General features: G+C 41.2%; 24 protein-coding genes and 10 tRNA genes. 16 read left to right on the forward strand and 18 right to left on the reverse strand.

Going from position 1 to position 25,672, the window contains the following annotated elements; all coding sequences use genetic code 11:
- Positions 1-146: 146 nt before the first annotated feature.
- The 16 genes from L1267_RS11235 to lolB form a co-directional block, all read right to left on the reverse strand.
- Positions 147-221, reverse strand: a tRNA-Gln gene (locus tag L1267_RS11235).
- A 38-nt stretch (positions 222-259) separates the two neighbouring features.
- Positions 260-344: transfer RNA gene (locus tag L1267_RS11240), tRNA-Leu, on the reverse strand.
- Positions 345-491: 147 nt separating this feature from the next.
- Positions 492-566 (reverse strand) — tRNA-Gln (locus L1267_RS11245).
- Positions 567-606: 40 nt separating this feature from the next.
- A tRNA-Leu gene (locus L1267_RS11250) sits at positions 607-691 on the reverse strand.
- A 71-nt stretch (positions 692-762) separates the two neighbouring features.
- Positions 763-837 (reverse strand) — tRNA-Gln (locus tag L1267_RS11255).
- 40 nt (positions 838-877) lie between these two features.
- Positions 878-962, reverse strand: a tRNA-Leu gene (locus L1267_RS11260).
- Positions 963-1,049: 87 nt separating this feature from the next.
- Positions 1,050-1,126 (reverse strand) — tRNA-Met (locus L1267_RS11265).
- Between the two features lie 4 nt (positions 1,127-1,130).
- Positions 1,131-1,205, reverse strand: a tRNA-Gln gene (locus L1267_RS11270).
- A 36-nt stretch (positions 1,206-1,241) separates the two neighbouring features.
- Positions 1,242-1,326: transfer RNA gene (locus tag L1267_RS11275), tRNA-Leu, on the reverse strand.
- Positions 1,327-1,469: 143 nt separating this feature from the next.
- Positions 1,470-1,546, reverse strand: a tRNA-Met gene (locus L1267_RS11280).
- A gap of 638 nt (positions 1,547-2,184) precedes the next feature.
- On the reverse strand, positions 2,185-3,276 hold the full coding sequence (gene ychF / locus L1267_RS11285; RefSeq protein ID WP_135924135.1) for a redox-regulated ATPase YchF: 1,092 nt from the start codon (positions 3,274-3,276) through the stop codon (positions 2,185-2,187).
- A 34-nt stretch (positions 3,277-3,310) separates the two neighbouring features.
- Positions 3,311-3,895, reverse strand: a complete 585-nt coding sequence (pth, locus tag L1267_RS11290) for an aminoacyl-tRNA hydrolase (protein WP_135924136.1) — start codon at positions 3,893-3,895, stop codon at positions 3,311-3,313.
- Positions 3,896-3,914: 19 nt separating this feature from the next.
- The gene (locus L1267_RS11295; protein ID WP_135924137.1) at positions 3,915-4,526 is read right to left on the reverse strand and encodes a 50S ribosomal protein L25/general stress protein Ctc; all 612 of its coding nucleotides are present in this window, start codon (positions 4,524-4,526) and stop codon (positions 3,915-3,917) included.
- 151 nt (positions 4,527-4,677) lie between these two features.
- The gene (locus L1267_RS11300) at positions 4,678-5,625 is read right to left on the reverse strand and encodes a ribose-phosphate pyrophosphokinase (RefSeq protein ID WP_135924138.1); all 948 of its coding nucleotides are present in this window, start codon (positions 5,623-5,625) and stop codon (positions 4,678-4,680) included.
- A gap of 79 nt (positions 5,626-5,704) precedes the next feature.
- Positions 5,705-6,571: a 4-(cytidine 5'-diphospho)-2-C-methyl-D-erythritol kinase gene (gene ispE / locus L1267_RS11305; RefSeq protein WP_199525832.1), complete on the reverse strand. Its 867-nt coding sequence runs from the start codon at positions 6,569-6,571 to the stop codon at positions 5,705-5,707.
- 2 nt (positions 6,572-6,573) lie between these two features.
- Positions 6,574-7,161 carry a lipoprotein insertase outer membrane protein LolB gene (gene lolB, locus L1267_RS11310; RefSeq protein WP_199525830.1) on the reverse strand — a complete coding sequence of 196 codons (588 nt, stop codon included), beginning with the start codon at positions 7,159-7,161 and terminating at the stop codon, positions 6,574-6,576.
- 83 nt (positions 7,162-7,244) lie between these two features.
- On the opposite strand from lolB, the gene hemA reads away from it, so the two are divergent.
- The 12 genes from hemA (at position 7,245) to rlmM (ending at position 18,614) form a co-directional block, all read left to right on the forward strand.
- Positions 7,245-8,501: a glutamyl-tRNA reductase gene (gene hemA, locus L1267_RS11315; protein ID WP_171040414.1), complete on the forward strand. Its 1,257-nt coding sequence runs from the start codon at positions 7,245-7,247 to the stop codon at positions 8,499-8,501.
- Positions 8,502-8,508: 7 nt separating this feature from the next.
- Positions 8,509-9,594, forward strand: coding sequence for a peptide chain release factor 1 (gene prfA / locus L1267_RS11320; RefSeq protein WP_135924142.1), 1,086 nt, complete (start codon positions 8,509-8,511; stop codon positions 9,592-9,594).
- 2 nt (positions 9,595-9,596) lie between these two features.
- Positions 9,597-10,439, forward strand: coding sequence for a peptide chain release factor N(5)-glutamine methyltransferase (gene prmC / locus L1267_RS11325; protein ID WP_235382894.1), 843 nt, complete (start codon positions 9,597-9,599; stop codon positions 10,437-10,439).
- A 45-nt stretch (positions 10,440-10,484) separates the two neighbouring features.
- A complete protein-coding gene (locus tag L1267_RS11330) occupies positions 10,485-12,023 on the forward strand; it encodes a DUF3369 domain-containing protein (protein WP_135924144.1) in 1,539 nt (512 codons plus the stop codon).
- Between the two features lie 21 nt (positions 12,024-12,044).
- Complete coding sequence (locus L1267_RS11335; protein ID WP_135924145.1) at positions 12,045-12,419, forward strand: SirB2 family protein; 375 nt, start codon at positions 12,045-12,047, stop codon at positions 12,417-12,419.
- Positions 12,420-12,550: 131 nt separating this feature from the next.
- Positions 12,551-13,378, forward strand: a complete 828-nt coding sequence (locus L1267_RS11340) for a tetratricopeptide repeat protein (RefSeq protein WP_135924146.1) — start codon at positions 12,551-12,553, stop codon at positions 13,376-13,378.
- A gap of 15 nt (positions 13,379-13,393) precedes the next feature.
- Positions 13,394-14,647 (forward strand): DUF819 family protein, encoded by a 1,254-nt coding sequence (locus L1267_RS11345; RefSeq protein ID WP_135924147.1) that lies wholly within the window; start codon positions 13,394-13,396, stop codon positions 14,645-14,647.
- 9 nt (positions 14,648-14,656) lie between these two features.
- Positions 14,657-15,511 carry a 3-deoxy-8-phosphooctulonate synthase gene (kdsA, locus tag L1267_RS11350; protein WP_235382895.1) on the forward strand — a complete coding sequence of 285 codons (855 nt, stop codon included), beginning with the start codon at positions 14,657-14,659 and terminating at the stop codon, positions 15,509-15,511.
- 103 nt (positions 15,512-15,614) lie between these two features.
- Positions 15,615-16,511: a transcriptional regulator GcvA gene (locus L1267_RS11355; protein ID WP_063706073.1), complete on the forward strand. Its 897-nt coding sequence runs from the start codon at positions 15,615-15,617 to the stop codon at positions 16,509-16,511.
- A gap of 1 nt (position 16,512) precedes the next feature.
- Positions 16,513-17,154 (forward strand): alpha/beta family hydrolase, encoded by a 642-nt coding sequence (locus L1267_RS11360; protein ID WP_235382896.1) that lies wholly within the window; start codon positions 16,513-16,515, stop codon positions 17,152-17,154.
- Positions 17,151-17,519, forward strand: a complete 369-nt coding sequence (locus L1267_RS11365) for a DUF423 domain-containing protein (RefSeq protein ID WP_168246725.1) — start codon at positions 17,151-17,153, stop codon at positions 17,517-17,519. The genes L1267_RS11360 and L1267_RS11365 overlap by 4 nt, the downstream gene beginning before the upstream one ends.
- 9 nt (positions 17,520-17,528) lie before the next feature.
- Positions 17,529-18,614, forward strand: coding sequence for a 23S rRNA (cytidine(2498)-2'-O)-methyltransferase RlmM (rlmM, locus tag L1267_RS11370; RefSeq protein WP_135924149.1), 1,086 nt, complete (start codon positions 17,529-17,531; stop codon positions 18,612-18,614).
- Between the two features lie 78 nt (positions 18,615-18,692).
- On the opposite strand, the gene cysZ is transcribed toward rlmM, so the two are convergent.
- Entirely contained in the window at positions 18,693-19,403 is a 711-nt protein-coding gene (cysZ, locus tag L1267_RS11375; RefSeq protein WP_199525844.1) for a sulfate transporter CysZ, read from the reverse strand.
- A gap of 510 nt (positions 19,404-19,913) precedes the next feature.
- On the opposite strand from cysZ, the gene L1267_RS11380 reads away from it, so the two are divergent.
- The 4 genes from L1267_RS11380 to speB all read left to right on the forward strand — a co-directional run bounded on the left by L1267_RS11380 (position 19,914) and on the right by speB (position 23,907).
- On the forward strand, positions 19,914-20,375 hold the full coding sequence (locus L1267_RS11380) for a GNAT family N-acetyltransferase (RefSeq protein WP_135924151.1): 462 nt from the start codon (positions 19,914-19,916) through the stop codon (positions 20,373-20,375).
- A 67-nt stretch (positions 20,376-20,442) separates the two neighbouring features.
- Positions 20,443-20,883 (forward strand): hypothetical protein, encoded by a 441-nt coding sequence (locus L1267_RS11385; protein WP_138557641.1) that lies wholly within the window; start codon positions 20,443-20,445, stop codon positions 20,881-20,883.
- 183 nt (positions 20,884-21,066) lie between these two features.
- Positions 21,067-22,980, forward strand: a complete 1,914-nt coding sequence (gene speA, locus L1267_RS11390; RefSeq protein ID WP_130151368.1) for a biosynthetic arginine decarboxylase — start codon at positions 21,067-21,069, stop codon at positions 22,978-22,980.
- Positions 22,981-22,983: 3 nt separating this feature from the next.
- The gene (gene speB / locus L1267_RS11395) at positions 22,984-23,907 is read left to right on the forward strand and encodes an agmatinase (RefSeq protein ID WP_063706052.1); all 924 of its coding nucleotides are present in this window, start codon (positions 22,984-22,986) and stop codon (positions 23,905-23,907) included.
- A 59-nt stretch (positions 23,908-23,966) separates the two neighbouring features.
- On the opposite strand, the gene L1267_RS11400 is transcribed toward speB, so the two are convergent.
- A complete protein-coding gene (locus L1267_RS11400) occupies positions 23,967-25,547 on the reverse strand; it encodes a LysM peptidoglycan-binding domain-containing protein (RefSeq protein ID WP_135924154.1) in 1,581 nt (526 codons plus the stop codon).
- Positions 25,548-25,672 lie beyond the last annotated feature (125 nt).

Here is a 25,672-nt window from a genome sequence, read left to right on the forward strand (position 1 = left end):
ATTAGAAATTAGAAATTAGAAATTAGAAATTAGAAATTAGAAATTAGAAATTAGAAATTAGAAATTAGAAATTAGAAATTAGAAATTAGAAATTAGAAATTAGAAATTAGAAATTAGAAATTAGAAATTAGAAAAGGGAAGTAAGTTGGCTGGGATACCAGGATTTGAACCTGGGAATGGCAGGATCAAAACCTGCTGCCTTACCGCTTGGCGATATCCCAACGCTAAACTTGAAGAGTTTTAGTTCTACTTAAGAACATGGTGCGGAAGGAGAGACTTGAACTCTCACAACCGAAGTTACTGGAACCTAAATCCAGCGCGTCTACCAATTCCGCCACTCCCGCACATAGTGTGATGCAAGTGTATAGTAATGGAACCTAAATCCAGCGTCTAATCAAGACACCAGCCAATTCCGCCGCTCCCGCATCAAAGGGTTTGCTAATTTAAACTCTTAGCTTGAGTTTTCTTATTCACTCTCTTGGTAGAGAAAGTGGCTGGGATACCAGGATTTGAACCTGGGAATGGCAGGATCAAAACCTGCTGCCTTACCGCTTGGCGATATCCCAACAAAGAATAATTTGATAGTTTGAGTTCTTATCAAGAACATGGTGCGGAAGGAGAGACTTGAACTCTCACAACCGAAGTTACTGGAACCTAAATCCAGCGCGTCTACCAATTCCGCCACTCCCGCATCATTTGTACTAAATGTACTGGTAGTTATTTTAAGCTCTTCATTGAGCATTCTTCGTCACTTTAAGAAAGTGGCTGGGATACCAGGATTTGAACCTGGGAATGGCAGGATCAAAACCTGCTGCCTTACCGCTTGGCGATATCCCAACAAAGAATAATTTGATAGTTTGAGTTCTTATCAAGAACATGGTGCGGAAGGAGAGACTTGAACTCTCACAACCGAAGTTACTGGAACCTAAATCCAGCGCGTCTACCAATTCCGCCACTCCCGCATCATTCGTACTAAAAGTACTGGTAGTTATTTTAAACTCTTCATTGAGTGCAGCTTAAACTCCTGCAGAGCCATTCTAAAGAAAGAATGGTGGCTAAGACGGGATTTGAACCTGTGACCCCATCATTATGAGTGATGTGCTCTAACCAACTGAGCTACTTAGCCATCGTGGCTGGGATACCAGGATTTGAACCTGGGAATGGCAGGATCAAAACCTGCTGCCTTACCGCTTGGCGATATCCCAACAAAAGCTTGATAGTTTTAGTTCTTATCAAGAACATGGTGCGGAAGGAGAGACTTGAACTCTCACAACCGAAGTTACTGGAACCTAAATCCAGCGCGTCTACCAATTCCGCCACTCCCGCACATAGTGTGATGCAAGTCTATAGTAATGGAACCTAAATCCAGCGTCTTAATCAAGACATCGGCCAATTCCGCCACTCCCGCATCATTCGTACTAAAAGTACTGGTAGTTATTTTAAACTCTTCATTGAGCAACAAGAAAGAATGGTGGCTAAGACGGGATTTGAACCTGTGACCCCATCATTATGAGTGATGTGCTCTAACCAACTGAGCTACTTAGCCATCTTTTTTGTTAGCACTTCATCGCTGAGTGCGGGGCGTATTATGCTGATATGACCTAAATCCGTCAACACCTTTTTTGCAAAAAAACGCTTATCAGTGTTTGTTTGCATTAAAATTAAGCTAAGTGGCTAAATTTCATTTGAATTGCTGTTTTTTTGACTGCTATTTACCAATTTAAAACTGCAATGTGTTTTGTAACTGTTTAAATACTGATTTTAAGTTGCTTGATTTTCAAACAAAAATCAAGCAACAAAAATAGATAATTTCTTTTTATAGGATGTTTGCTTGTTAAAAACAACAAAAGAACTTATTTCTTAAAGTGATTGCAGCTAAAAGAGCACTCGATTTCGATCTTTGTTTCTTTAAGTAAAGACGTGGTTTGGTAGTAAATCAACTAACAGCGGAACAATCCAGCACTAATATCCTTAATCCTTTGTCAAATTATGTTTGGCTGTATCGGTGCTAATACCAATTTGCCAAGTTCGTGATAAGCGTCCATTGCTTGGAATAGACGGTTAAATCTAGCAAATAGCTAGGACTGGCAAATGATATGGTGGTTAGTAGCAAGTTTAAAAGATGATAAGCAATAAAAAAGGCTCGTAGTAACGAGCCTTTTAAAATTTTATCAGCGAAGCAGCTTATACATTGAATAAGAAGTTCATTACATCGCCGTCTTTAACAATGTACTCTTTACCTTCTTGGCGCATTTTACCTGCTTCTTTTGCACCGCTTTCACCTTTGTACTCGATATAATCATCAAAAGCGATAGTTTGTGCTCGGATGAAGCCACGCTCAAAGTCAGTGTGAATTTTACCTGCAGCTTGAGGCGCAGTTGCACCTACTGGAATTGTCCATGCACGTACTTCTTTTACACCAGCGGTGAAGTAAGTTTGTAATTTAAGTAACTCGTAACCACCACGGATCACTAAGTTAAGACCAGGCTCTTCTAAACCTAGGTCAGCCATAAACTCTAACTTGTCTTCTTCTTCAAGCTCAGACAGCTCAGATTCGATAGCCGCACAAACTGGGATCACAACGGCATCTTCTGCAGCAGCGATTTCACGAACTTTGTCTAGGTATGGATTATTTTCAAAACCATCTTCAGCAACGTTTGCAATGTACATAGTCGGTTTAATCGTTAAGAAGTTAAGTGGCTTAATTGCTGCTTTTTCTTCTTTTGTTAACTCTAATGAACGAAGAGTTAAACCTTCATCAAGGTGTGCTTTTACTTTTTCAAGTACTGCATTTTGCTCTTTAGCGTCTTTATCGCCGCCTTTTGCCTTTTTAGCGTTACGAACAAGTGCTTTATCGGCACTATCCATATCGGCTAATACTAACTCAGTATTAATAACATCAATATCATCTGCAGGGTCAATAGTGCCTGCTACGTGTACGATGTTCTCATCTTCAAAGCAACGAACAACATGGCCAATCGCGTCAGTTTCACGAATGTTTGCAAGGAACTGATTACCTAAACCTTCACCTTTAGATGCGCCTTTTACTAGACCTGCAATATCAACGAATTCCATCGTTGTTGGTAAAATACGCTGAGGATTTACAATAGCAGCTAACGCATTTAAGCGTGCATCAGGAACCGGAACCACGCCAGTGTTTGGCTCAATGGTACAGAAAGGGAAGTTAGCGGCTTCAATACCCGCTTTAGTTAGTGCATTAAATAGTGTTGATTTACCAACATTTGGCAAACCAACGATGCCACATTTAAAACCCATAGTAAGATACCTTGTGTAATTTCAAATAAACGATTTAAGGTTTAAATGAATGTAGTCTGTTTTGTGCTTTTAACACACCATCTTTTGCAAGAATTTCCATACAACGAACTGCTTCGTCAACTGCGGCATCCATTTTTTCTTGGTCTTCTTTCGCGGCTTTACCCAGTACCCAGCCCGTAACCATTTCACGGTGACCAGGATGACCAATGCCAATACGAAGGCGCATGAAATCTTTTTGGTTTGCCATTTTCGCGATAATGTCTTTTAAACCATTGTGGCCGCCATGACCGCCACCTTTTTTTAGTTTAGCAATCCCGGGTTCGAGATCCATTTCGTCATGTGCGACGAGGATATTTTCGACAGGAATTTTAAAGAAATTAGCGAGACTACTCACCGCCTTACCGCTTAAATTCATATAAGTAGTAGGGATCAGTAATTTAAATTCTTGGCCTTGAATGATCACTTTGCCTGTTAGGCCATGATATTTAGGATCGTGTTTGAGTGTGCAGTTATAACGTGCAGCAAGTTCTTCGATGAACCAGGCACCTGCATTATGGCGTGTGTTTGCGTATTCGGGGCCTGGATTAGCCAGGCCCACAAGCATTTGAATAGAATTCAAGGTGTTGACACCTTAAAAATTATTCTGCAGCGTCTTCTGAAGCTTCGTCTTCAGCAGGAGCAGCTTTGTTAGCTTTAACAGTAACAATTGACTGATCGTGGTCTGCGCCTTTAGCTAGCTCAACAGATGTAACACCTGCTGGTAGTTTAAGGTCAGAAAGGTGGATTGAATCACCAGCTACTAAGCCTGCAACGTCAACTTCAACGAACTCAGGAAGTGACTTAGGAAGACACGTGATTTCGATTTCAGTTAATTGGTGAACAACAGTGTTACCTGCTTTAGTTACTTTCTCTTCACCGATGAAGTGTACTGGCACTTTAGTGTGAAGTTTGTGAGAAGCATCTACACGTTGGAAGTCTAAGTGAGTGATCTTAGGCTTGAATGGGTGACGTTGAATATCTTTAAGGATAGCTTCAACTGACTCGCCACCGATGTTTAAAGTAAGGATGTGCGTGTAGAAACCTTCGTCTTCTTGCGCTTTGATCATATCTTTGTGTGCAAGAACGATAGATGCAGCTTCTTTGTCAGCACCGTAAAGGATTGCAGGAACTTTATCTTCACGGCGTAGGCGGCGGCTCGCACCAGTACCTGTTTCTGTACGTAATTCTGCATTGTATGTATAAGTTGACATAATGTCTCCAATAATTAATAGTCTTAGGGCCTTTGCGACCAAGGTCCCCAGCCAAAAGGCGCGCTATCATACCACCCCTTTCGGGGAAAATAAATAACGACTACAAAAAAAGCACCTAGACGGTGCTTTTTGAATATCTTCGCGTTGTTGATTAGTGTTCAAACATCGCTGAGATAGATTCTTCATTGCTGATACGACGAATTGTTTCAGCAAGCATATCTGCAAGCGTAAGCACTTTGATTTTATCAATTGCTTTAAGCTCATCAGATAAGGTAATTGAGTCAGTTACAATCACTTCGTCAATTACTGAGTTACGGATGTTTTCAGCGGCATTACCTGAAAGCACAGGGTGAGTTGCATACGCAAATACACGTTTAGCACCATGCTCTTTAAGAGCAGCAGCGGCTTTACATAATGTACCACCGGTATCGATCATGTCATCAACGATGATACAGTCGCGGCCTTCAACGTCACCAATAATGTGCATTACTTGTGAAACGTTTGCTTGTGGGCGGCGCTTGTCGATAATAGCTAGGTCAGTGTCATTTAATAGCTTCGCAATAGCACGAGCACGAACAACACCACCGATATCTGGAGAAACAACAACAACGTCATCGAAGTCGCGTTCTTTCATATCTTCTAATAGCACTGGGCTACCGAATACGTTATCAACTGGTACGTCGAAGAAACCTTGAATTTGTTCAGCGTGTAAATCAACCGTCAATACGCGGTCAACACCAACACTAGAAAGGAAGTCTGCAACAACTTTAGCAGTAATTGGCACACGAGCAGAGCGCACACGGCGGTCTTGACGTGAATAACCAAAGTATGGAATAACTGCTGTGATACGACCAGCAGATGCACGACGAAGGGCATCAACCATAACGATAAGCTCCATTAAGTTATCGTTAGTAGGGTTACAGGTTGATTGAATGATGAAAACGTCAGAACCACGAACATTTTCATTAATTTGAACACTGATCTCACCGTCACTAAAACGGCCAACAACAGCATCGCCTAATTCAATATACAAACGTTTTGCAACTTTTTGAGCTAGCTCAGGTGTTGCGTTACCAGCGAAGAGCTTCATGTCAGGCACGGTAGGGTTCCTCAGGCACTGAATTTTGGGACTAACAGGCTATGGTAGACACCAAAGCAGGTTAACATTTACTTGTACGTTACTTCATAGCAAAGTGAGCATTTAATGCTTTATGAGCAGGTGAAAGTGTAGCACTACTTGCAACAAAACCTGTCCATTTATCTGGTAACTGAGCTAAAACTTGTTGTGCTTGTGCCTGGGTTGAAAACTCAGCAAAGCAACAAGCGCCCGTACCAGTCATCTTTGACGGGGCGTATTTTAGCAACCACTGCAGGACTTTTTCAACCTCGGGGCAGAGCTTTTTAACCAAAGGCTCACAATCATTGCCTAAATTTTCCGTTTGCCAGTCTACTTTTAACTTGGGTGTGTCACGTTTTAAATCAGGATGGGTAAAAATTTTCGCGGTGCTGACATGCTCCCCAGGATGTATTACACAAAACCAACTTTGCGGTAATTCTACATTTTCTAGCTGCTCGCCAATACCATGAGCAATTGCTGTGTGGCCATTTATAAACACTGGTACATCGGCTCCAAGCGTCACCCCAAGTTTAGCTAATTCTTCGAGCGATAAATCGCACTCCCACAACTTATTGAGAGCAAGTAGGGTCGTAGCCGCATCGGATGAACCGCCACCAACACCACCGCCCATCGGTAAACGTTTTAATAGCTCGATAGTCGCACCTTGTTGGCAACCACAATGCTGCTGTAATAAACGAGCTGCCTTATATATAAGGTTGTCTGTTAAAGTAATGCCGTTTGTATCGCCAATGACATTGATATCGGGTTCATGGGTCACTGTAAATGTTAAGTCATCACCAAATTCTAAAAAGGTAAATAAGGTTTCAAGCTCATGGTAGCCATCATCGCGACGACCATTAATATGCAAAAATAGGTTTAGTTTAGCGGGTGCGATTAATGTGAAAGGGGGCTTTAAAATGTGTGTCATGATTAATGTAACTGCCAATCATTAAGTTGAATTTTAATACGAATATGTTGATTTTTTAAAGTCAGTTTTTCTGGCAACCAATAACCATCTTGCTTGCGGTAATTTGCATAGGTAATCTGCCATTGTTGGCCATTCTCTGCTTGCCAAAGCAGTGTTTTTAAACGACCTTGTTCATCGAATGATGCTTGCTCATTCTGTGCAGTACCTTTTAGCCATTTTGCGGCATTATCTAATGGAATTGAAAAGCCTGTTAACCGGTAAAGTAGTCTAGATGCATCCTGATCTGTGTAGGTGTCGCCATCATACTCTAAAACAGCACCTTGAGGGTTTTGCTGTAACGACAGAATGCGTGTGCCAATAAAGCTAGTTAGAACCATGTCACTGTTGCGTTCATCATGTTGCCAATTTAAATTGGCTGATTGGCGTTGCTCGGTGCTGATAAACGCCATTTTACCTTGTACTTGCCACTGAGTCTGTTGGTCTAGGCGGGTTTTCCAATCAGGGTAAATGTAATCAACCGTTGAAATTTTTTGCGCACAACCGCTGATAAATAAAAAAAATATGAATAAAATCAAATATTGTTTAATCAAATGTCGTTCCTTACTTTCCATATTCCGCTGATTTTTGGTAAAATTAATGCCTTTACAGCTGGGCTTAGCAATATTTGGTACATATGACCATCGTAGCACTTGGTATAAATCACAAAACCGCATCCGTAGAATTACGCGAAAAAGTTGCGTTTTCGCCTGAGCAAATGTCTGAGGCGTTACAACAATTAAGTGGCCATGCGCATTTCAATGAAGCGGTCATTGTTTCGACCTGCAACCGAACTGAAATCTATTGTAGCCTTGCCGAGCGTAATTCCCAAACCTTGTTGCACTGGTTAGCCAGTTTCCACGGTTTGGATGAACAAGAACTGAGCAACAACATCTATTATCACGAAGGTACCGAAGCCATTAATCATTTAATGCGAGTATCTTGTGGTTTAGATTCGCTGGTGCTTGGTGAGCCACAAATTTTAGGGCAAATAAAACAAGCCTATCACAATGCAAAGACTCACGATGCAATCGGTGTGACATTCGATCGCTTGTTTCAAAAAACCTTTTCGGTAGCAAAGCAGGTTCGTACTGAAACCGATATCGGTGCCAGCGCTGTTTCGGTTGCCTACGCAGCGGTTAATTTAGCAAAGCACATATATGGCAAGTTAGATAAAACCAATGTACTGCTTATTGGTGCTGGTGAAACAATAGAGTTGGTTGCTAAACATTTGTACCAAAATAATCCGCAAAAAATTACTGTTGCCAACAGAACTATTGAACGTGCTAAGACCCTTGCCAGCGATGTCAACGCAGATGTGATTGCACTTGCCCAGCTACCTGAGCGCCTTCATGATGCGGACATCGTAATTAGTTCAACGGCTAGTACCTTACCTATTATTGGTAAAGGGGTGGTAGAGCAAGCGCTAAAAAAGCGTCGCCATAAACCAATGTTATTTATAGATATTGCAGTGCCACGCGATATCGAGAGTCAAGTAGGCGAATTAGATGCCGCCTATTTGTATTCAGTTGATGACTTACAAGCCATAGTAAGCGAGAATATCGCCGCCCGAGAGCAGGCCGCCGAACAAGCGCAAACCATTATTCGCTCTCGTACCGATGAATTTGCTATGTGGTTGCGTTCACTCGATTCGGTGGATTTGATTCGCCATTATCGCAACGATGTACAAGATATAAAGTCAGAACTTGTCGAAAAAGCCCTCAGTCAGCTGCAAGCAGGCAAAGAGGCAGAAAAAGTTATACTCGAGTTGGCAAATAAACTGACCAACCGCTTGATGCACGCACCTACCCGTGCCATTCAAGATGCTGCTAAAAAAGGTGAAGCAGCCGAGTTAAGCCAATTAAAGAAAATGTTAGGTATTGATCAGGAATAGTCGTTAAATGAAAGAGTCTGTTTATAGAAAATTAGAAACCTTAGTTGAGCGTTATGAGGAAGTGCAAGCGCTGCTAAGCGACCCCTCTGTGATCAGCGACCAAAATCGCTTTCGTGCCTTATCTAAAGAATATTCAGAATTAGAAGAAATCGTAAAAGCGTTTTTAGCCTATCAACAAGCGCAAGATGATGTTGCTACGGCTGAAGAGATGCTAAAAGACTCTGATCCTGACATGCGTGAAATGGCGCAAGAAGAATATAAAGAAGCAAAAGCACAAATTACCGAATTAGAAGACGAAATCCAAATTCTGATGTTACCAAAAGACCCGAAAGACAATAATAATGTCTATTTAGAGGTTCGTGCTGGTACCGGTGGTGATGAAGCTGCTATTTTCGCCGGTGATTTATTCCGTATGTACAGCCGCTACGCAGAAACTAAAAAGTGGAAAGTTGAAGTAGTAAGTACTAACGAAGGTGAACATGGCGGTTATAAAGAAGTCATCGCGCACATCTCTGGTGAAGGCGTGTATGGTCAGCTGAAGTTTGAATCGGGTGCTCACCGTGTTCAACGTGTACCAGAGACTGAATCGCAAGGTCGTGTTCATACATCTGCTTGTACCGTGGCAGTGATGGCTGAAATTCCTGAAGCAGAAGCAATTGAGATTAACCCTGCAGATATTAAAGTCGATACGTTCCGTGCATCGGGTGCTGGTGGTCAGCACGTAAATAAAACAGATTCAGCAATTCGTATTACTCACATTCCTACAGGTGTGGTTGTAGAGTGTCAGGATGAACGTTCACAGCATAAAAACCGTGCTAAAGCGATGTCTGTACTTGGTGCACGTTTACAACAAGCTGAAGATGAAAAGCGTCAAGCGGCTGAGGCGTCAGAACGTCGTAACTTAGTGGGCAGTGGTGACCGCTCTGAGCGTATCCGTACTTACAACTACCCACAAGGTCGTATTACAGATCACCGCATTAACTTAACACTTTATCGTTTAAATGAAGTGGTTGCAGGTGATTTAGGCTGTGTCATTGAGCCACTAATGCAAGAACACCAAGCTGACTTACTTGCTGCGATGGGCGATGAATAATCGTGCCGCAAAGCATAGAACAAGCACTTGTTACTGCGACGGCGTTATTAACGCCTAGCAGTGACAGCGCCAAGCTTGACGCGCAAGTATTGTTATTATCCATTCTTGATAAACCCCGCAGTTATTTATTCACTTGGCCAGAAAAACAACTTACCGAACAGCAACAACTTGCTTTTGAACAAGCATGCCAGCGCCGCTTAAACGGCGAGCCAGTTGCTCATATTGTTGGCTTTCGTGAATTCTGGAGCCTTCCTTTAAAGGTCAATCCAACAACCTTGATCCCAAGACCTGATACCGAAACCTTAGTTGAATATGCTTTAGGTTTAGAATTACCAGCAGGTGCTAAGGTGCTTGATTTAGGCACAGGGACAGGGGCTATTGCCCTTGCGCTAGCCAGCGAAATGCCAACTTGGCAGGTTACTGGAGTCGATAGGGTTGCTGATGCAGTCGCACTAGCTGAAGAAAATAAACAACGACTAAACATTCACAATGCTCATTTTGCATTGAGTAATTGGTTTAGTGCAGTTAAAAAAGAAAAGTTTGACCTAATTGTCAGCAATCCGCCGTATATTGAACATGATGATGACCATTTGAGCCGTGGAGATGTGCGTTTTGAACCTTTATCTGCATTAGTCGCAGATGATGACGGGATGGCTGACATCAAACAAATAATTACTATGGCGCGTGACTATTTAGCAACAAATGGCTATCTTTTAATTGAACATGGCTACCAGCAACGGGCAAAAGTTCAAGATTTTTTTGCACAAATGTCGTATAGCCATATACTTACAATTAAAGATCTTGGCGGTAATGACCGTGTAACACTTGCACAATGGCCTAAATAATAACAAAAAGGCTTGTGCGTACATAGCCTTTGAGGATCCCTTATAATGGATGATTTTTTGTTTTCGGATGAAGCACTTGATGAAGTAAATGAAGTGCTCCAAGGTAGTTGGAAAGTCATCGTGGTTGATGATGAGCCAGAAGTACACGCCGTAACAAAGCTTGCGTTGAGTGACTTCGAATTTCAAGACAAGCGTCTTGAATTTATAAGTGCTTATTCTGGGGAAGAGGCAAAGCAAGTTATACAAGAGCATCCTGATGCGGCAATTGTGTTACTTGATGTTGTTATGGAAACGGATGATGCCGGCTTAAAGGTTGCTAAATTTATCCGTGAAACTGCTAAAAACAATCATATCCGAATCATCCTAAGAACAGGTCAACCGGGCCAAGCCCCAGAGCGACAAGTAATAGTCAATTTTGATATCAACGATTATAAGTCGAAAACAGAATTAACAGCACAAAAGCTGTTTACGGTAGTGATGTCGAGTTTACGGTCGTATCGAGACATTTTATCGATTGAGCAGTCACGCTTGGGTCTTGAAAAAATCATTAAAGCATCACGCGATATTTTTTCTACTCACTCACTTGAGAGCTTCATCGAAGGTGTAATGCAGCAGCTTACTTCTTTGCTCGGTACGGTTGACCAAGCAATGTATTCAACAAGTTTAGTGGCTAGTAACCCGCAGGATAACCAAAAGAAGCTAGTGGTGTTTTCGGGCAGTGGTGAGTTTGAACGCAGTGAGGGTAAGGCGATTGAAGATGTGCTTAATGATGAGCAACTGCAAGCCTGCCAACAAGCTTTAAAAGAAAAAACCATTGTTTATCGAGAAAACTACTTGTTTGCCTATTGTTGCAGTGAGTTCAATCATAACTCAATGTTATTTATATCAGGTATTCCAAAACACCTTACCGACACACAGCGCCATCTAATCGAAATTTTTTCGCAAAATGTACAGTTAGCCTACGAAAATGTGCAACTACAATCAGAAATAGAAGCAACACAACAAGAGCTAGTGTTTAGGCTAAGCGAAGCACTCGAACAACGCTCAACAGAAACAGGCAACCACGTAAAACGTGTATCGCATATTTGTTATGAGCTGGCGATAGGCTATGGCTTAGACAAACGAGAAGCAGAGTTAATTCGCCTTGCTGCGCCACTTCATGATGTTGGTAAAGTAGGTATCCCAGATTCTATATTAAACAAACCTGGACCACTGACAGATGATGAATGGTCTGTGATGAAGCAGCATGCTGAAAAAGGCCATAGTATTTTGAAAGACTCTAAACGAGAAATTGTTAACGTTGGAGCTACTATTGCTTTATCGCATCACGAGCGCTGGGATGGTGCAGGGTATCCAAAAGGTTTAAAAGGGCAAGATATTCCTATAGCTGGCCGAATTGTTGCGCTTGCTGATGTGTATGATGCACTTCGTCATAAGCGCTGCTATAAAGAGCCTTGGTCGCTTGATGATGTTATAAAAGAAATAAACGCACAAAAGGGTAAACAATTTGATCCCAAGTTGATCGATGTGTTTAATGAACGCGTTCAAGAATTAGAAGACGTACTTGTACGTTATCCAGATTAATTAAAACAAGTTTAGGGTCGTATGGATTATTTAGCAGTAAAGCATACTCACATGTTATTTGCCGTGTTGAGTATAGTATTATTTTATGTTCGCTCTTTTTCACGTTTAAAGACGGGCGCTTTAGCAAAAAATAAAGTGGTGTTTATTGGTAGTCATAGTATCGACACTTTATTACTTGTATCAGCCGTTGCATTAATTGTTATGGCGGGCTTTAACCCTCTAGAGCAATCGTGGTTATTAGAAAAGATCATTCTAGTGATCCTTTACATTGTACTTGGCGTTGTGGCAGCAAAACAAAGCGCACAGGGTATGAAAGTCGCTTTACTTGCAATCACCACAGTCATCTTATTAGCAATTGGCTATTTAGCTTCTGCTAAAACAGCACTTCTTCTGTAAGAATCTCTAAGCGGTATTTTGATGGCGTCGCCATCGTACCGCTTTTTTGTATCTCATCGCTCAGTATTGGTAACTTAGGTCAAAAGTAGGTAAACTAGCTGCTCTTTTTTGAAATAGATGTTGCAGTATAAATGACCATTCCTTGGTTTGAAGATCAAAATGAATCCTATCAAGATGAAGCCTTCGATGCATATTCATCTAAAGTGCTTTATCGTTGTATTGATGCTGAATTAAAGTGGGATCCGCAAGTAGATTTATCGGCTTGCTACGAGACACTAAATCAACTTGAAGACACGGTAGCTACTTTTTGTTCTGAAATAAAAGAGCCGCACGAACGTCTTGATAAATTACTCGATACGTTTTATCAACACTGGTTATTTAGTGTTTCTAGTTTAAAAGTCCCTGAATATACATTAAATAGTTTTCGCTATACGATTACTATGCGTAGTGGCACACAAACAACGTTGGCTATTTTACTTTGCCACTTAATACAGCATGCTGAACTTGACGCGAGTGTTACCTTGAGTCAAGGAGAAGTGCATGTACATGTAGGTATAAGTGATGAAGAGGGCTACTTAATTGAGCCTAGTACAGGCCAACAAAGTTGGTATATTACCCCAGAAAACGCGTGCGAAGAAAATGGTGATGAACAAGAGCCGCTGGAGCTAGTATTTGATGAAGAGCTATATAAGCTTTACCTAGCTCAACAAAAATGGTCGTTTATCAGCGAAAGTAAATTTGGTCATGCACTTCATTGTGTAGAGATGCTCATGGAATTATTAGGGGATGACCCTTATGAGCGTCGTGATCGGGGTTATCTTCTTAATCAGTTAGATTGCCCAAAAATGGCAAGAGATGATCTTCAGTATTTTGTGAATGAATGCCCAGATGATCCTGCTATTGAAATAATTCAGCACCAAATTGCTGAAATAGAAGACAATAATAATACACACCACTAATTTAAAGGAACATTTATGACTGACGCCCACAGTGCGCTAATTACCAATGACGCAGTCGTACTTGGTTTGCTTGCCGTTATTTTGGGGTTTATTTTTAAAACCTCTCACAGTAATAATGCTGCCTGCCAAAAATTTTATAAGTATGTACCCGCATTACTACTTTGTTATTTTTTACCTTCGTTACTCAACACCTTTGGTATTGTTGATGGCCACTCTTCAAATGTTTATTTTGTGGCATCACGTTATTTACTGCCAGCTTGCTTGATATTGCTTACTATTAGTATTGATTTGAAGGCAATTCTTAATCTTGGTCCAAAAGCACTAATTATGTTCTTAACGGGTACTATGGGTATTGTTATTGGCGGACCGCTTGCTATTTTAGTGATGAGTGCAGTTTACCCAGAGGCCGTTGGCGGTCATGGCCCTGATGCGGTTTGGCGCGGTATGACAACCATTGCTGGTAGTTGGATTGGCGGTGGTGCAAACCAAGCTTCAATGAAAGAAATGTTTGAAGTAGGCGGCGACATCTTCTCTGCAATGGTTACCGTTGATGTGATTGTGGCAAACTTATGGATGGCCGTATTGCTATTAATGGCTGCAAATCATAAAGCGATTGATGCAAAAACGGGCGCAGATACCCGTGCGATTGAAGAGCTTAAAGAGCGTGTAGAGAAATATCACGCAGAGCATGCACGTATGCCAACCTTAAATGATTACATGACGATCATTGCTATTGCCTTTGGTATTACTGGCCTTGCGCACTTTTGTGCCGATTTTTTAGGTCCGTTTTTTGGCGCTAACTTCCCTTGGGCGCAAGAGTATAGTTTAAACAGTAAATTCTTTTGGTTAATCGTTATCTCAACCACAATTGGTATTAGTTTATCGTTTACTAAAGTTCGTCATATTGAAGCTTTTGGCGCTTCAAAAGTAGCATCAAGCTTTTTATATATCCTTGTTGCTTCAATTGGCTTACACATGAATATTACCGCGATTTTTGACTCACCAATGTATTTTGTACTGGGTGTGATTTGGATGATTACCCATGCAAGCTTAATGCTTATTGTCGCGAAACTAATTAAAGCACCACTGTTTTATATGGCAGTAGGCTCTCAAGCAAATGTAGGTGGCGCAGCATCAGCACCCGTTGTTGCATCAGCATTCCATCCGTCACTTGCGCCAGTAGGTGTATTACTTGCTGTTTTGGGCTATGGTGTAGGTACTTACATGGCTTATATTTGTGGATTAATGCTACAAGCTGTTGCACCCTAAGGAATAGAAATGAACAACCAGTTAATTAAAATTAACGAGATTGAATTAGCCAACGACAAACCATTTGTTTTGTTTGGTGGTATGAACGTACTTGAATCACGTGATTTAGCAATGCGTATTGCTGAACATTACGTAGAAGTAACGTCAAAGCTAAACATTCCATACGTGTTTAAAGCGTCTTTTGATAAAGCTAATCGCTCTTCAATTAACTCATACCGTGGTCCGGGTATGGAAGAAGGTTTAAAAATCTTTGAAGAAATTAAATCTACTTTTAACGTGCCGCTTATCACCGACGTACATGAGCCACATCAAGCAGCACCAGTTGCTGAAGTTGTTGATGTAATTCAGTTACCTGCATTCCTAGCTCGACAAACTGACTTAGTTGTAGCGATGGCAAAAACAGGTGCCATCATCAACGTGAAAAAACCACAGTTTTTAGCACCGCACGAAATGCGTCATATCATTAAAAAGTTTAATGAAGCGGGCAACAACAATGTTGCACTGTGTGAGCGTGGTACTAGCTTTGGTTATAACAACCTTGTGGTTGATATGCTTGGTATGGATGACATGAAGCCTATGGCGCCAGTAATTTTTGATGCAACGCACGCACTACAGCGCCCTGGAGGCCGAGCTGACTCTGCAGATGGTCGCCGTGCACAAGCTGCAGAACTTGCTCGCAGTGGCATGGCATTAGGTATTGCAGGTTTATTTATTGAAGCGCATCCTAATCCGAGTGAAGCAAAATGTGACGGCCCATGTGCTTTAGCACTAAGTAAGCTTGAAGGTTATTTATCGCAAATGAAAGCGGTTGATGACTTAGTTAAGAGCTTTGCACCACTCGATACCAGCGCAAGCGATTTATAATGATATAAGTATTTAAGTACGAAAAAGGCGACCAAGGTCGCCTTTTTTTATTTGTGTCGCTATAATCGATGCATAAGAAAAACTAATTCAAAGCTTGGTGTTTATGTCTCGTCGTTTACCTCCCTTAAATGCGCTTAAAGCCTTCGAAGCTGCTGCTCGTCATCTGAGCTTTACCAAAGCGGCTGAGGAGTTGTATGTCACGCAAGCTGCGGTGAGTCACCAGATTAAAACCTTAGAAGAGCATCTAGGCTTAAAACTGTTTTTACGTAAAAATCGCTCGTTGCTGTTAACCGAAGAAGGGCAAGGTTACTTTCTGGATATTAAAGAGATTTTTACCCAGTTGATTGATGCCACAGAGAAATTGCTAGCACGAGGTGCGAAAGGTTCTCTGACAGTAAGTTTAACGCCAAGTTTTGCGATTCAATGGTTAGTACCCAGACTTAGTTTATTTAATGAATTACACCCAGAAATCGACGTGCGAATTAAAGCGCAAGATCAGGACGAAAATTCACTTTCTGACGATGTCGATATTGCTATTTACTATGGTCGTGGCCACTGGAGTGGGGTGCAAACTTATAAACTGCACACTGAATACTTAGTGCCGTTATGTAGCCCATTATTGTTAACAGGCCCAAAACCGCTTAATCAACCGAGTGATTTGGCGAATCATACCTTATTGCATGATACGACCCGTAAAAACTGGAAAACCTGGATGAAAACAGCTGGCGTACGAAATGTGCAAGTTAACCAAGGGCCAATTTTTAGTCACTCGTCTATGGTGCTGCAAGCTGCGGTACATGGGCAGGGTGTCGCTATTGGTAATAGCGTATTAGCAAAGCCCGATATTGATGCGGGTCGACTCGTCATTCCATTTAATCACTCATTAGAAAGTAAAAATGCTTACTATTTAGTGATCCGCGAATCACAAACAGAGCTTGGTAAAATTGTTTCCTTCAAAGACTGGATGCTGAGCTTAGTAGAGCAAGAACAAGAGTATTAACATGTTACAGTGGTTTAAAAGTGCAGCGGGTAAGGCGCGTGCACAATTTATATTTGCCCACGGCGCAGGGGCAGGTAGCGACTCCGAATTTATGCAAACAATGGCTAAATTGATTAGTCAGCAAAATATTGATGTGGCGTTGTTTGATTTTCAGTATATGCAAATTGCTAAAGAGACAGGTAAGCGCAGACCTCCTGATCGCGCACCTAAGCTGCTTGCATATTTTGCCGAAGTTTTAGCTGAGCATCAGCCAGAGTTGCCGCTATTTATTGGCGGCAAATCGATGGGCGGGCGTATGGCTTCTATGCTTTGTACTGAGCAGGGTTTGGCTAATATTGCTGGTGTTGTGGCTTTTGGTTATCCTTTTCACCCACCGGGTAAACCTGAAAAACTTCGCATAGAACATTTTGTTGATATGCCATGCCCATTTTTAGTCCTACAAGGTGAACGCGATACGTTTGGTAATCAACAAGAGCTTGCTGAGCTTGAAATGGTTAACCCGCCAGAAATCAAATGGCTAAGAGATGGTGACCATTCACTAAAACCTCGTAAAAAAAGTGGTATTACAGAACAAGAAAACATACAGCAGGCTGCGGATTACGCTGTGCAGTTTATGGCTAATTTAATTGGAGAGAAAAAATGATAAAACTGTATTTAATGACAGGCAGTATATTTTGTATGTTCTCTGTAATACTAGGCGCATTTGCTGCTCATGGTTTAAAAAGTCGCGTATCAGAATACGCAATTGGTATTTTTAAAACCGCTGCTGAATATCAAATGGTGCATGGTCTTGCGCTTATAGCGATTGCTATCTTAATTAAGTGGGGAATGAACCTGACTTGGGCTGGTGGTTTTTTTATTGCAGGTACTGTGTTATTTAGCGGTAGTTTGTATTTACTCGCATTAACGGGCATGAAATGGCTTGGGCCTATCACCCCAATTGGCGGCGTTTGTTTTATTATTGGTTGGGCTATTTTGTTAGTTCAAGCCGCACGATATAAGTTTTAAGGGGTATCTATGTCGAGTGTAGTTATTTATTGCCGAAGTGGTTTTGAAAATGATGCCGCTGCTGAAATTACTTTTCAGGCTGCCGAGCAAGGTTTTGCGGGGTACGTAAAAACAAAACCAAATACAGGGATTGTTGTGTACGAATGTTTTGATGCAAGCCACGGCGATGAGATCATAAAAAAAGTAGATTTTAAAAATATGGTATTTGCCCGCCAGTGGTTTACGGGCACGTTAGTGGATAATATGCCACTTGAAGACCGCGTTAGTGCCATTGCTGATGCAACCGTTGACTTTCCTGAGTGTGGTGACTTACGTGTAGAAACACCCGACACCAACGAAGGTAAAGAGCTTTCTAAGTTCTGCAAAAAGATTTCTACACCACTTAAAAAGTCGCTTGAAAAACGTGCAAAGGTTACACGTGAACTTGCCCAGAAAAAACCAGTCATGCATGTGTTATTTTTAGCTAATAACAGCGCTTATGTGGGGTATTCGTATACATTTAATAATTCGCCATTTTTTATGGGTATTCCGCGATTACGCATGCCAAGTGATGCACCGAGCCGCTCTACACTTAAATTAGATGAAGCATTTAATGTATTCATTCCACCTCATGAAGCTGAAGAGCGCATGCAACCAGGCATGCGTGGTGTTGACCTAGGTGCGTGCCCAGGAGGTTGGACTTATCAGCTAGTACGCCGTGGAATGTTTGTTAGCGCTATCGATAATGGTCCAATGAATGATGATTTAATGGAAACAGGGCAGGTTAAACACTTTAGAGTCGATGGTTTTAAATATCGCCCTGAAAAGCGCAATATCGACTGGTTAGTGTGCGACATGGTAGAAAAGCCAGCTAAAGTAACGAATCTTATGATTGACTGGGCAGTAAATGCTTATGCCCGCGAGCTGATTTTCAACTTAAAGCTGCCGATGAAGAAGCGTTTTGACAGTGTCTATGAATGCTTAAAAATGATTAAAGAAGAGCTTGAAAAGTACGGTGTAAGTTACGAGTTACAAGCAAAACATTTATATCATGATCGTGAAGAAGTGACCGTTCATTTAAATGTAACTAAGGTGCCACAAAGCCTCTACAGTTAACATCAATTTGAAATTAAAAAAGGCCAATCGCAATTCGATTGGCCTTTTTTATTTGAAATCAGCTTAACGTGGTTAAAGTTATGAGCGGTATTTACTGCGGTAATTTTCAACCCATAACCGGGTTCCACCACATACAGCAACCGGCATAACAATAAGGTTTACAATGGGGATTGCTGTTAAGAGCATCACTGCTAAACCAAAGCCATATGATAAGGTTTGCTTTTGTTTTAAGTCATCTTTCATGGCATTAAAACTAATTTTATGGTTATCAAAGGCATAATCTTCGTATTGGATAGCATACATCCAACAGGTGAATAGCACCCATAAAACTTGCCCAATCACAGGTAAAATCCATAGTAGAATAAAAAAGCCTATAGCGCGCGGCAGGTAATAGCAAAGTTTTGTCCATTCTCGGCCTAGCATGCGTGGCACATCTTTCATTGTATCAAGCAGACCATCATCGTTGACTTTTTGACCTGTCAGGTAAAGTTCGACTTTTTCACTGAGCAAGCCGTTGAATGGGGCTGCAATAAAGTTCGTAATAACGGTAAAGAGCATGCTGTAACTAAATAAAATGACAAGCACAGCAATCGGCCACATTAACCATTCAAGCCAGCTCAGCCATTCTGGTAGCAATGAGTTCATGTAAGCAAAGCCATCAGTTAGCCAGCCGTACAAAAAGAACAGCGAACTACCAAAAAGCAGGATATTGATTAATAAAGGAATAAGTACAAAACGTTTTAACCCCTTTTGGCTAATTAGTTTAAAGCCAGAAAAGAAGTATTCCATACCTTGAGTAAACTGCACGAGATAACCTCATCTTATTTCTTCTTGTTTGCAGTATAGGGTTTTCAATATGTTTGAACAGTCTTTTTCCGTAACAAAGTGTTTATTGAGCAAAATTGTAGCAAGCAGGCATACTGATTAATTTAAGAGGTTAAGGTGAGTTAGTTTGTTAACAAATCATTGTGAAGTGAATTGTTTAGATATTAAGCAATACCGCCTCACTGGTATTAATGTCTTAAGTTAGCGAAAAATTCTAATGTAAACTTAATTTACGGAACATTGATTTTTAGTTACAACTAACCTGCTAGGCAACCCGCAAGGCTACTCACGTTAAACGTTGTTTTTTATCATTTGAACGTATTTTCAGTTACATCGGGATGAACTAAGCGATACCATGACTGTCTGATAGTACCTATAAAAACGAATAATGAAAACAACAGTAGAGGATCACACTAATATCCGATACTATTATTAACATCATTAACAAAAACGACATATAAAAATGGGAGTTTTATGCAGTTAGTCGATTTAAATCCAGATGATCCAGAAGTAGTAAACGTGTTTGCTGATATAGACCGACTCATTAACTCTTTATACCCCGTAGCTACAGCTCAATCATTAAGTGTTGAAGAGTTGGCTGAGCCTAATGTTTACGCCATAGGTTTGAAAAATGAAGATGGTATTGTTGCCTGCGGAGCGATTGTGATGCAAGAAGGCAACCCACCATACGGTGAAATCCGTCGCCTATATGTGAAACCTAGTTATCGAGGTAAAGGTTTGTCTCGCCGAATTATGCAAATCTTATTGCATCATGCTGGTGAACAACAAATCCCGCTAATTCGTCTTGAAACGGGTCCTAAGCAAACTGAATCAATTAGTTTGTACGAAAATTTAGGCTTTCATCGTTGTGGTCCATTTGGCAACTACACTGACAGCCCGCAAAGTTTATTTATGGAACTGGGACTTAATCAGTAATTGTAAGAGCTATTTAAAGCTTTGTTTTTGTGAGGTTAACGTTATTACTAAACAATCCTTGCAGGTCATGTGGCTTTTTATAGCTTTGCTGCTCATTGCGTGTGATAAAAAACACACAATACCTGAACAGCTACAAAACAAACAACCCGACCTTATTATTGATAACGCCGAGTTTTACTTAAACTCATGCCAGTCTCTTAGTGGTGTTTTTAATGATGCTGGCAAGATAACCTCCAGAGTCATTGTTACATTTCCTACTCGCCTTATGAGTTACTGTTCTGAAGAACGAACACAACTTAGCTATGATGGCACATACCTTACAGTAAAGCTTTGTCGAACAGCGTTTGCAGCAGGTGGTTGTGGGCTTGAAAGGTATCGCTCGAAAGATTTTCAACATTGGCAGGAATATATAGGGATTACCTGGGTAAATAATGAGCAGTATGAGGCATGGCGGCAGCTTGGCTCAAGCTCTACTAAAGCAGATGAAATAAACAAAGTTATCCCTTAAGCACCACTGTTTAACTGTCTGTTTAGACTTTAAAATTATTAGTCGATAAACGATTAATTTTTCACATCAAAAATCACTCGTTACGAGTAAAAATTCTTGTTGGACTTGAATCACTATTTTTCTTTTAATGCGCGCAATTACCGCTTGCCAATTTTGGCATTACTAAAATAAAGAGAAAGATAGATGAAAGAAACAACATCACTAGAACAAGCTCGCACGAGTTACAATGTTCGTCATTGGAGCCAAGGTTTCTTTGGTATTAATGATCAAGGTGATGTGTATGTTGCGCCAAAGGCCCATGCCCCAGAGCAAACCATTGCACTAATCGATATCGCACAGCAATTACAAGACAAAGGCTTAAGCTTGCCTGCGTTGGTTCGTTTTCCACAAATTTTACATCATCGAGTACATAGCTTGTGTCAGGCATTTAATACAGCAATTGAGAACTATGGTTACCCGAAAGATTATTTGCTTGTTTACCCAATTAAAGTAAATCAACAACGCGAAGTTGTTGAAGAAATTGTTGCAAGCCAAGCTGATATTGAAAAGAAACAATTGGGCTTAGAGGCGGGCAGTAAGCCTGAGCTATTAACCGTATTAGCAATGGCTGAAAAAACCAGTGCGGTGATTGTATGTAATGGCTACAAAGACCAAGAATACATTCGTTTAGCACTGATTGGCGAAAAGCTAGGCCATAAGGTTTACATTGTACTCGAGAAACTATCTGAACTTGATATGGTGCTTAGCCAAGCAAAAGAGTTAAATGTAAAACCACGTATTGGTATTCGCGTACGTTTAGCATCGCAAGGTAAAGGTAAATGGCAAGCAAGCGGTGGCGAAAAATCAAAATTTGGTTTATCAGCATCGCAAGTATTGAGCGTGGTTAATCGCTTAAAAGCATCTGATCAACTCGATTTGATCCAACTTGTACACTTTCACCTAGGTTCGCAAATGGCAAACATCCGTGATGTGCGTTTAGGTGTGAGCGAAGCTGCGCGTTTTTACTGCGAGTTACGCAAGTTAGGTGCACAAATTGATTGCTTAGATGTGGGCGGCGGTTTAGCGGTTGATTACGACGGCACTCGTAGCCAGTCTCATAACTCAATGAACTACAGCCTAAGTGAATATGCTAATAACATCGTATATACCATTGGTGACACCTGTAAGTTATATGAGCAGCCAATGCCGCGCATTATTTCTGAGTCAGGTCGTGCATTAACAGCGCACCATGCCGTATTGATTTCAAATGTTATTGGCACCGAAAGCTATGTACCAGAAGACATTCAAGCGCCAGCCGCTGATGCACCACTATTATTAAAAAATATGTGGACATCATGGCAGCAGTTAAGTGATGACAATGATGACCGTGCATTAATCGAAATCTATCATGATAGTCAAGGCGATTTAGCTGAGGCACATAATCAGTTTGCACTTGGTTTATTAGATTTAACTGAGCGAGCATGGGCGGAGCAAGTTAACTTACGTGTCTGTTATGAGCTTAACAAACACATGGATAACAAAAACCGTTTTCATCGCCCGATTATTGATGAATTAAATGCGCGTTTAGCAGATAAGTTTTTTGTGAACTTTTCATTGTTCCAGTCATTACCGGATGCATGGGGTATTGACCAAGTGTTTCCGGTTCTGCCTTTAAGTGGTTTAACAGAAGCACCACAAAAGCGTGCTGTGTTACTTGATATTACCTGTGACTCAGACGGTGCTATGGAGCACTATGTAGACGGTCAAGGTATTGAAAGCACATTGCCAGTACCTGCATTTAGCGAAGAAAAACCTTATTTAATGGGCTTTTTCTTAGTAGGTGCATATCAAGAAATTTTAGGTGATATGCACAACTTATTTGGCGACACGCACAGTGCAATCATAAAAATGGATGAACAAGGTCAGGCGCAAATCACCGAGATTAACGAAGGTGATACCGTTGCTGACATGATGCGTTACGTGCATTTAGATGTAGAAAGCTTCCAGCAGTCTTATGCCCAGCTGGTGGCAGCTAAATTGCCAGAAACTGAGCAGCAAAGCGTATTAGATGAGCTGCAAACTGGCTTAAACGGTTACACTTATTTAGAAGAGTTATAAGCAATGTCGACATTGTTTGACCACACAGATCATTCGTTGTACTCAAACGGCATGACGTTTTTACGTCAGCCGATGGTGCAAAACATCACTGCAATCGATGCCGATGTGGTGGTGCTAGGTTTACCATTTGACTTAGCGACCTCAGGTCGCCCAGGTGCACGTTTAGGCCCTGATGCAATTCGTCGTGCTTCAGTGCACCTTGCATGGGAAGAAACCAAGTATCCTTGGACGTTCCCATTATTTGAGCGCTTAAAATTAGCTGATGCCGGTGATTTTACTTACCCAGTAGGCGACCCAGAATATTTTACCGCGCAGTTAGAATTAGCGGCCGAGCAAATTCTTCGTCAAGGTAAAACATTATTGGGCCTAGGTGGCGATCACTTTGTGACTTTGCCACTACTACGTGCTCATGCTAAACAGCACGGTAAAATGGCATTAGTTCACTTTGATGCCCACACCGATACTTACAGCAATGGTTCACGTTATGATCACGGTACTATGTTTTATCATGCACCGATGGAAGGTCTCATAGATGTTGATCACAGCATTCAAATCGGTATTCGTACTGACTTTGATCAGAGCAAGCATGAGTTTGCAGTGATTGATGCAATGGCTGCTAATGATTTGCCAGCGCAAGATATTGCAGAGCAAATTAAAGCGCGCGTCGGTGACTTACCTGTGTATCTCACCTTTGATATTGACTGTCTTGATCCCGCATTCGCGCCGGGTACTGGCACACCAGTGTGTGGTGGCTTAACTAGCGATAAAGTACTTAAGGTACTTCGTGCATTGAAGGGCATTAATATGGTCGGTATGGATGTGGTTGAAGTATCACCATCTTATGACCAAAGTGAGTTAACGGCGATTGCCGCAGCGACCATTGCCAATGAGTTATTACACTTATGGGCTTTGAAGCATAAATACTAAATGAGAGAGACAAAGAGCGCCATTAGGCGCTCTTTTTTTTGATTAACAAGATGAAGCAATTATGCGCTTCTTACATCAACTTTTAACTTAAGTTTTTGCCCAGGTTGAATGTACTTTTGCCCAGCTAATGAGTTCCATTTAATAATATCTTCTACAGACACATTAAACTTGGCAGCAATGCGCGCTAATGAATCACCACGACGGACTTTATAAGTAATGGTGCGCTCTTTGATTTGAGTAGCAGCCAGTTGTGATTTTTCTTCTTTATATACAGTTAGCTTTTGACCAACACGTAATACAGCATCTTTTTTAAGTTTATTCCATGTTGCAAGCTCTGCAATGGTCACATCGTACTCACGGCTAATATCCCACAGCGTATCGCCAGTGGCGACTTTATGGCTTAGCTTTTTACGTGTTGCTTTATTAGCAGCCATACGCACTGATTTTGGTAAATGCTGACTATTTATCTCACCATCACTCAGTGGTACAAGTAATTGCTGACCAACACGAATGGTATTCGATGAGAGTTTATTCAGTGTTTTAATAGCATTCGTACTAGTAGAAAACTTCTTCGCAATCACAGATAAACTGTCACCGCGCGCAACCACGTATTGTTGCCAACGTAGACGATCTTTTTGCTCTGTTTTTGCTAGTTTTGCAGAGAACTCTTCAACCTTATCAGACGGTAATAATAAAAAGTGCGGTCCATTAGGGTCGGTCGCCCAGCGATTAAAACCTGGGTTTAAACGATAAAGTTCAGTTAAACTAATACCTGCCATATCAGCTGCAAGCGCTAAGTCAATTTGGCTACCTACATTCACCGCCTCAACTACTTGAGCATTAATAATTGGTTGCCACTTAACACCAAACTCGTCACTGCGTTTAACTAGATCAGACAGTGCTAACAGTTTAGGTACATACGATGTGGTTTCTTTTGGTAAATCCAAAGACCAAAAGTCTGTTGGTAAATGCTTTTTACGATTCTTTTTAATAGCTCGTAGCAAACGGCCTTCACCTGAGTTATAGGCTGCGATGGCATTTAACCAATCGCCTTCTAAGGTTTTGTGAAGATATGACAAATAATCAAGAGCTGCACGGGTCGACTGTACAATGTCACGACGACCGTCGTACCACCAGTTTTGTTTTAAATCAAAACGCTCACCAGTTTGTGGCATGAATTGCCAGATGCCCGAGGCACTGCGATGTGAATAACCAAATGGATCAAACGCACTTTCTACAATCGGTAAAAGCGCAATTTCAATTGGCATTTGACGCTTCTCGACTTCTTCTACAATAAAGTATAGGTAAGGCTCTGCACGCTTAGAGATTCGGTCTAAATATGCCTGATGACGCGCATAGTAGTTACGCTCAGCAACCACTGGGCGGTTTTGTGGCACATCAATCGAAAGTTGGTAACGAATACGCTCCCATACATCATCAAATACCGGTGGTGGCTCATCAAGATCTGCGACCTGTTGATACTGTGCGTTAATCATTAGTGCATCATTAACGTCACTTGGGCTTGCGCCATTGAGCTGTTGCTCAACATCATTATTAGCTGTGGTATCTGAGTTAGAAGCTGTTAACTGACAACCACTTAGTACCAGCGCAAGTGTTATAACTAAAGGAGACTTATACATATATACCTATATAATCAGGTAAAAAAACTCGGCGAATATTACCTGCTATAAGCACATATTGCCACTTTATGACCAGTATATGTCAGCTCATTATTGCAAGGTGTTGATCTAAATATAGAAAAAAT

Origin of the sequence: Pseudoalteromonas sp. OFAV1, assembly GCF_021532595.1 — a bacterium.
Taxonomy (GTDB): Bacteria; Pseudomonadota; Gammaproteobacteria; order Enterobacterales; family Alteromonadaceae; genus Pseudoalteromonas; species Pseudoalteromonas lipolytica_C.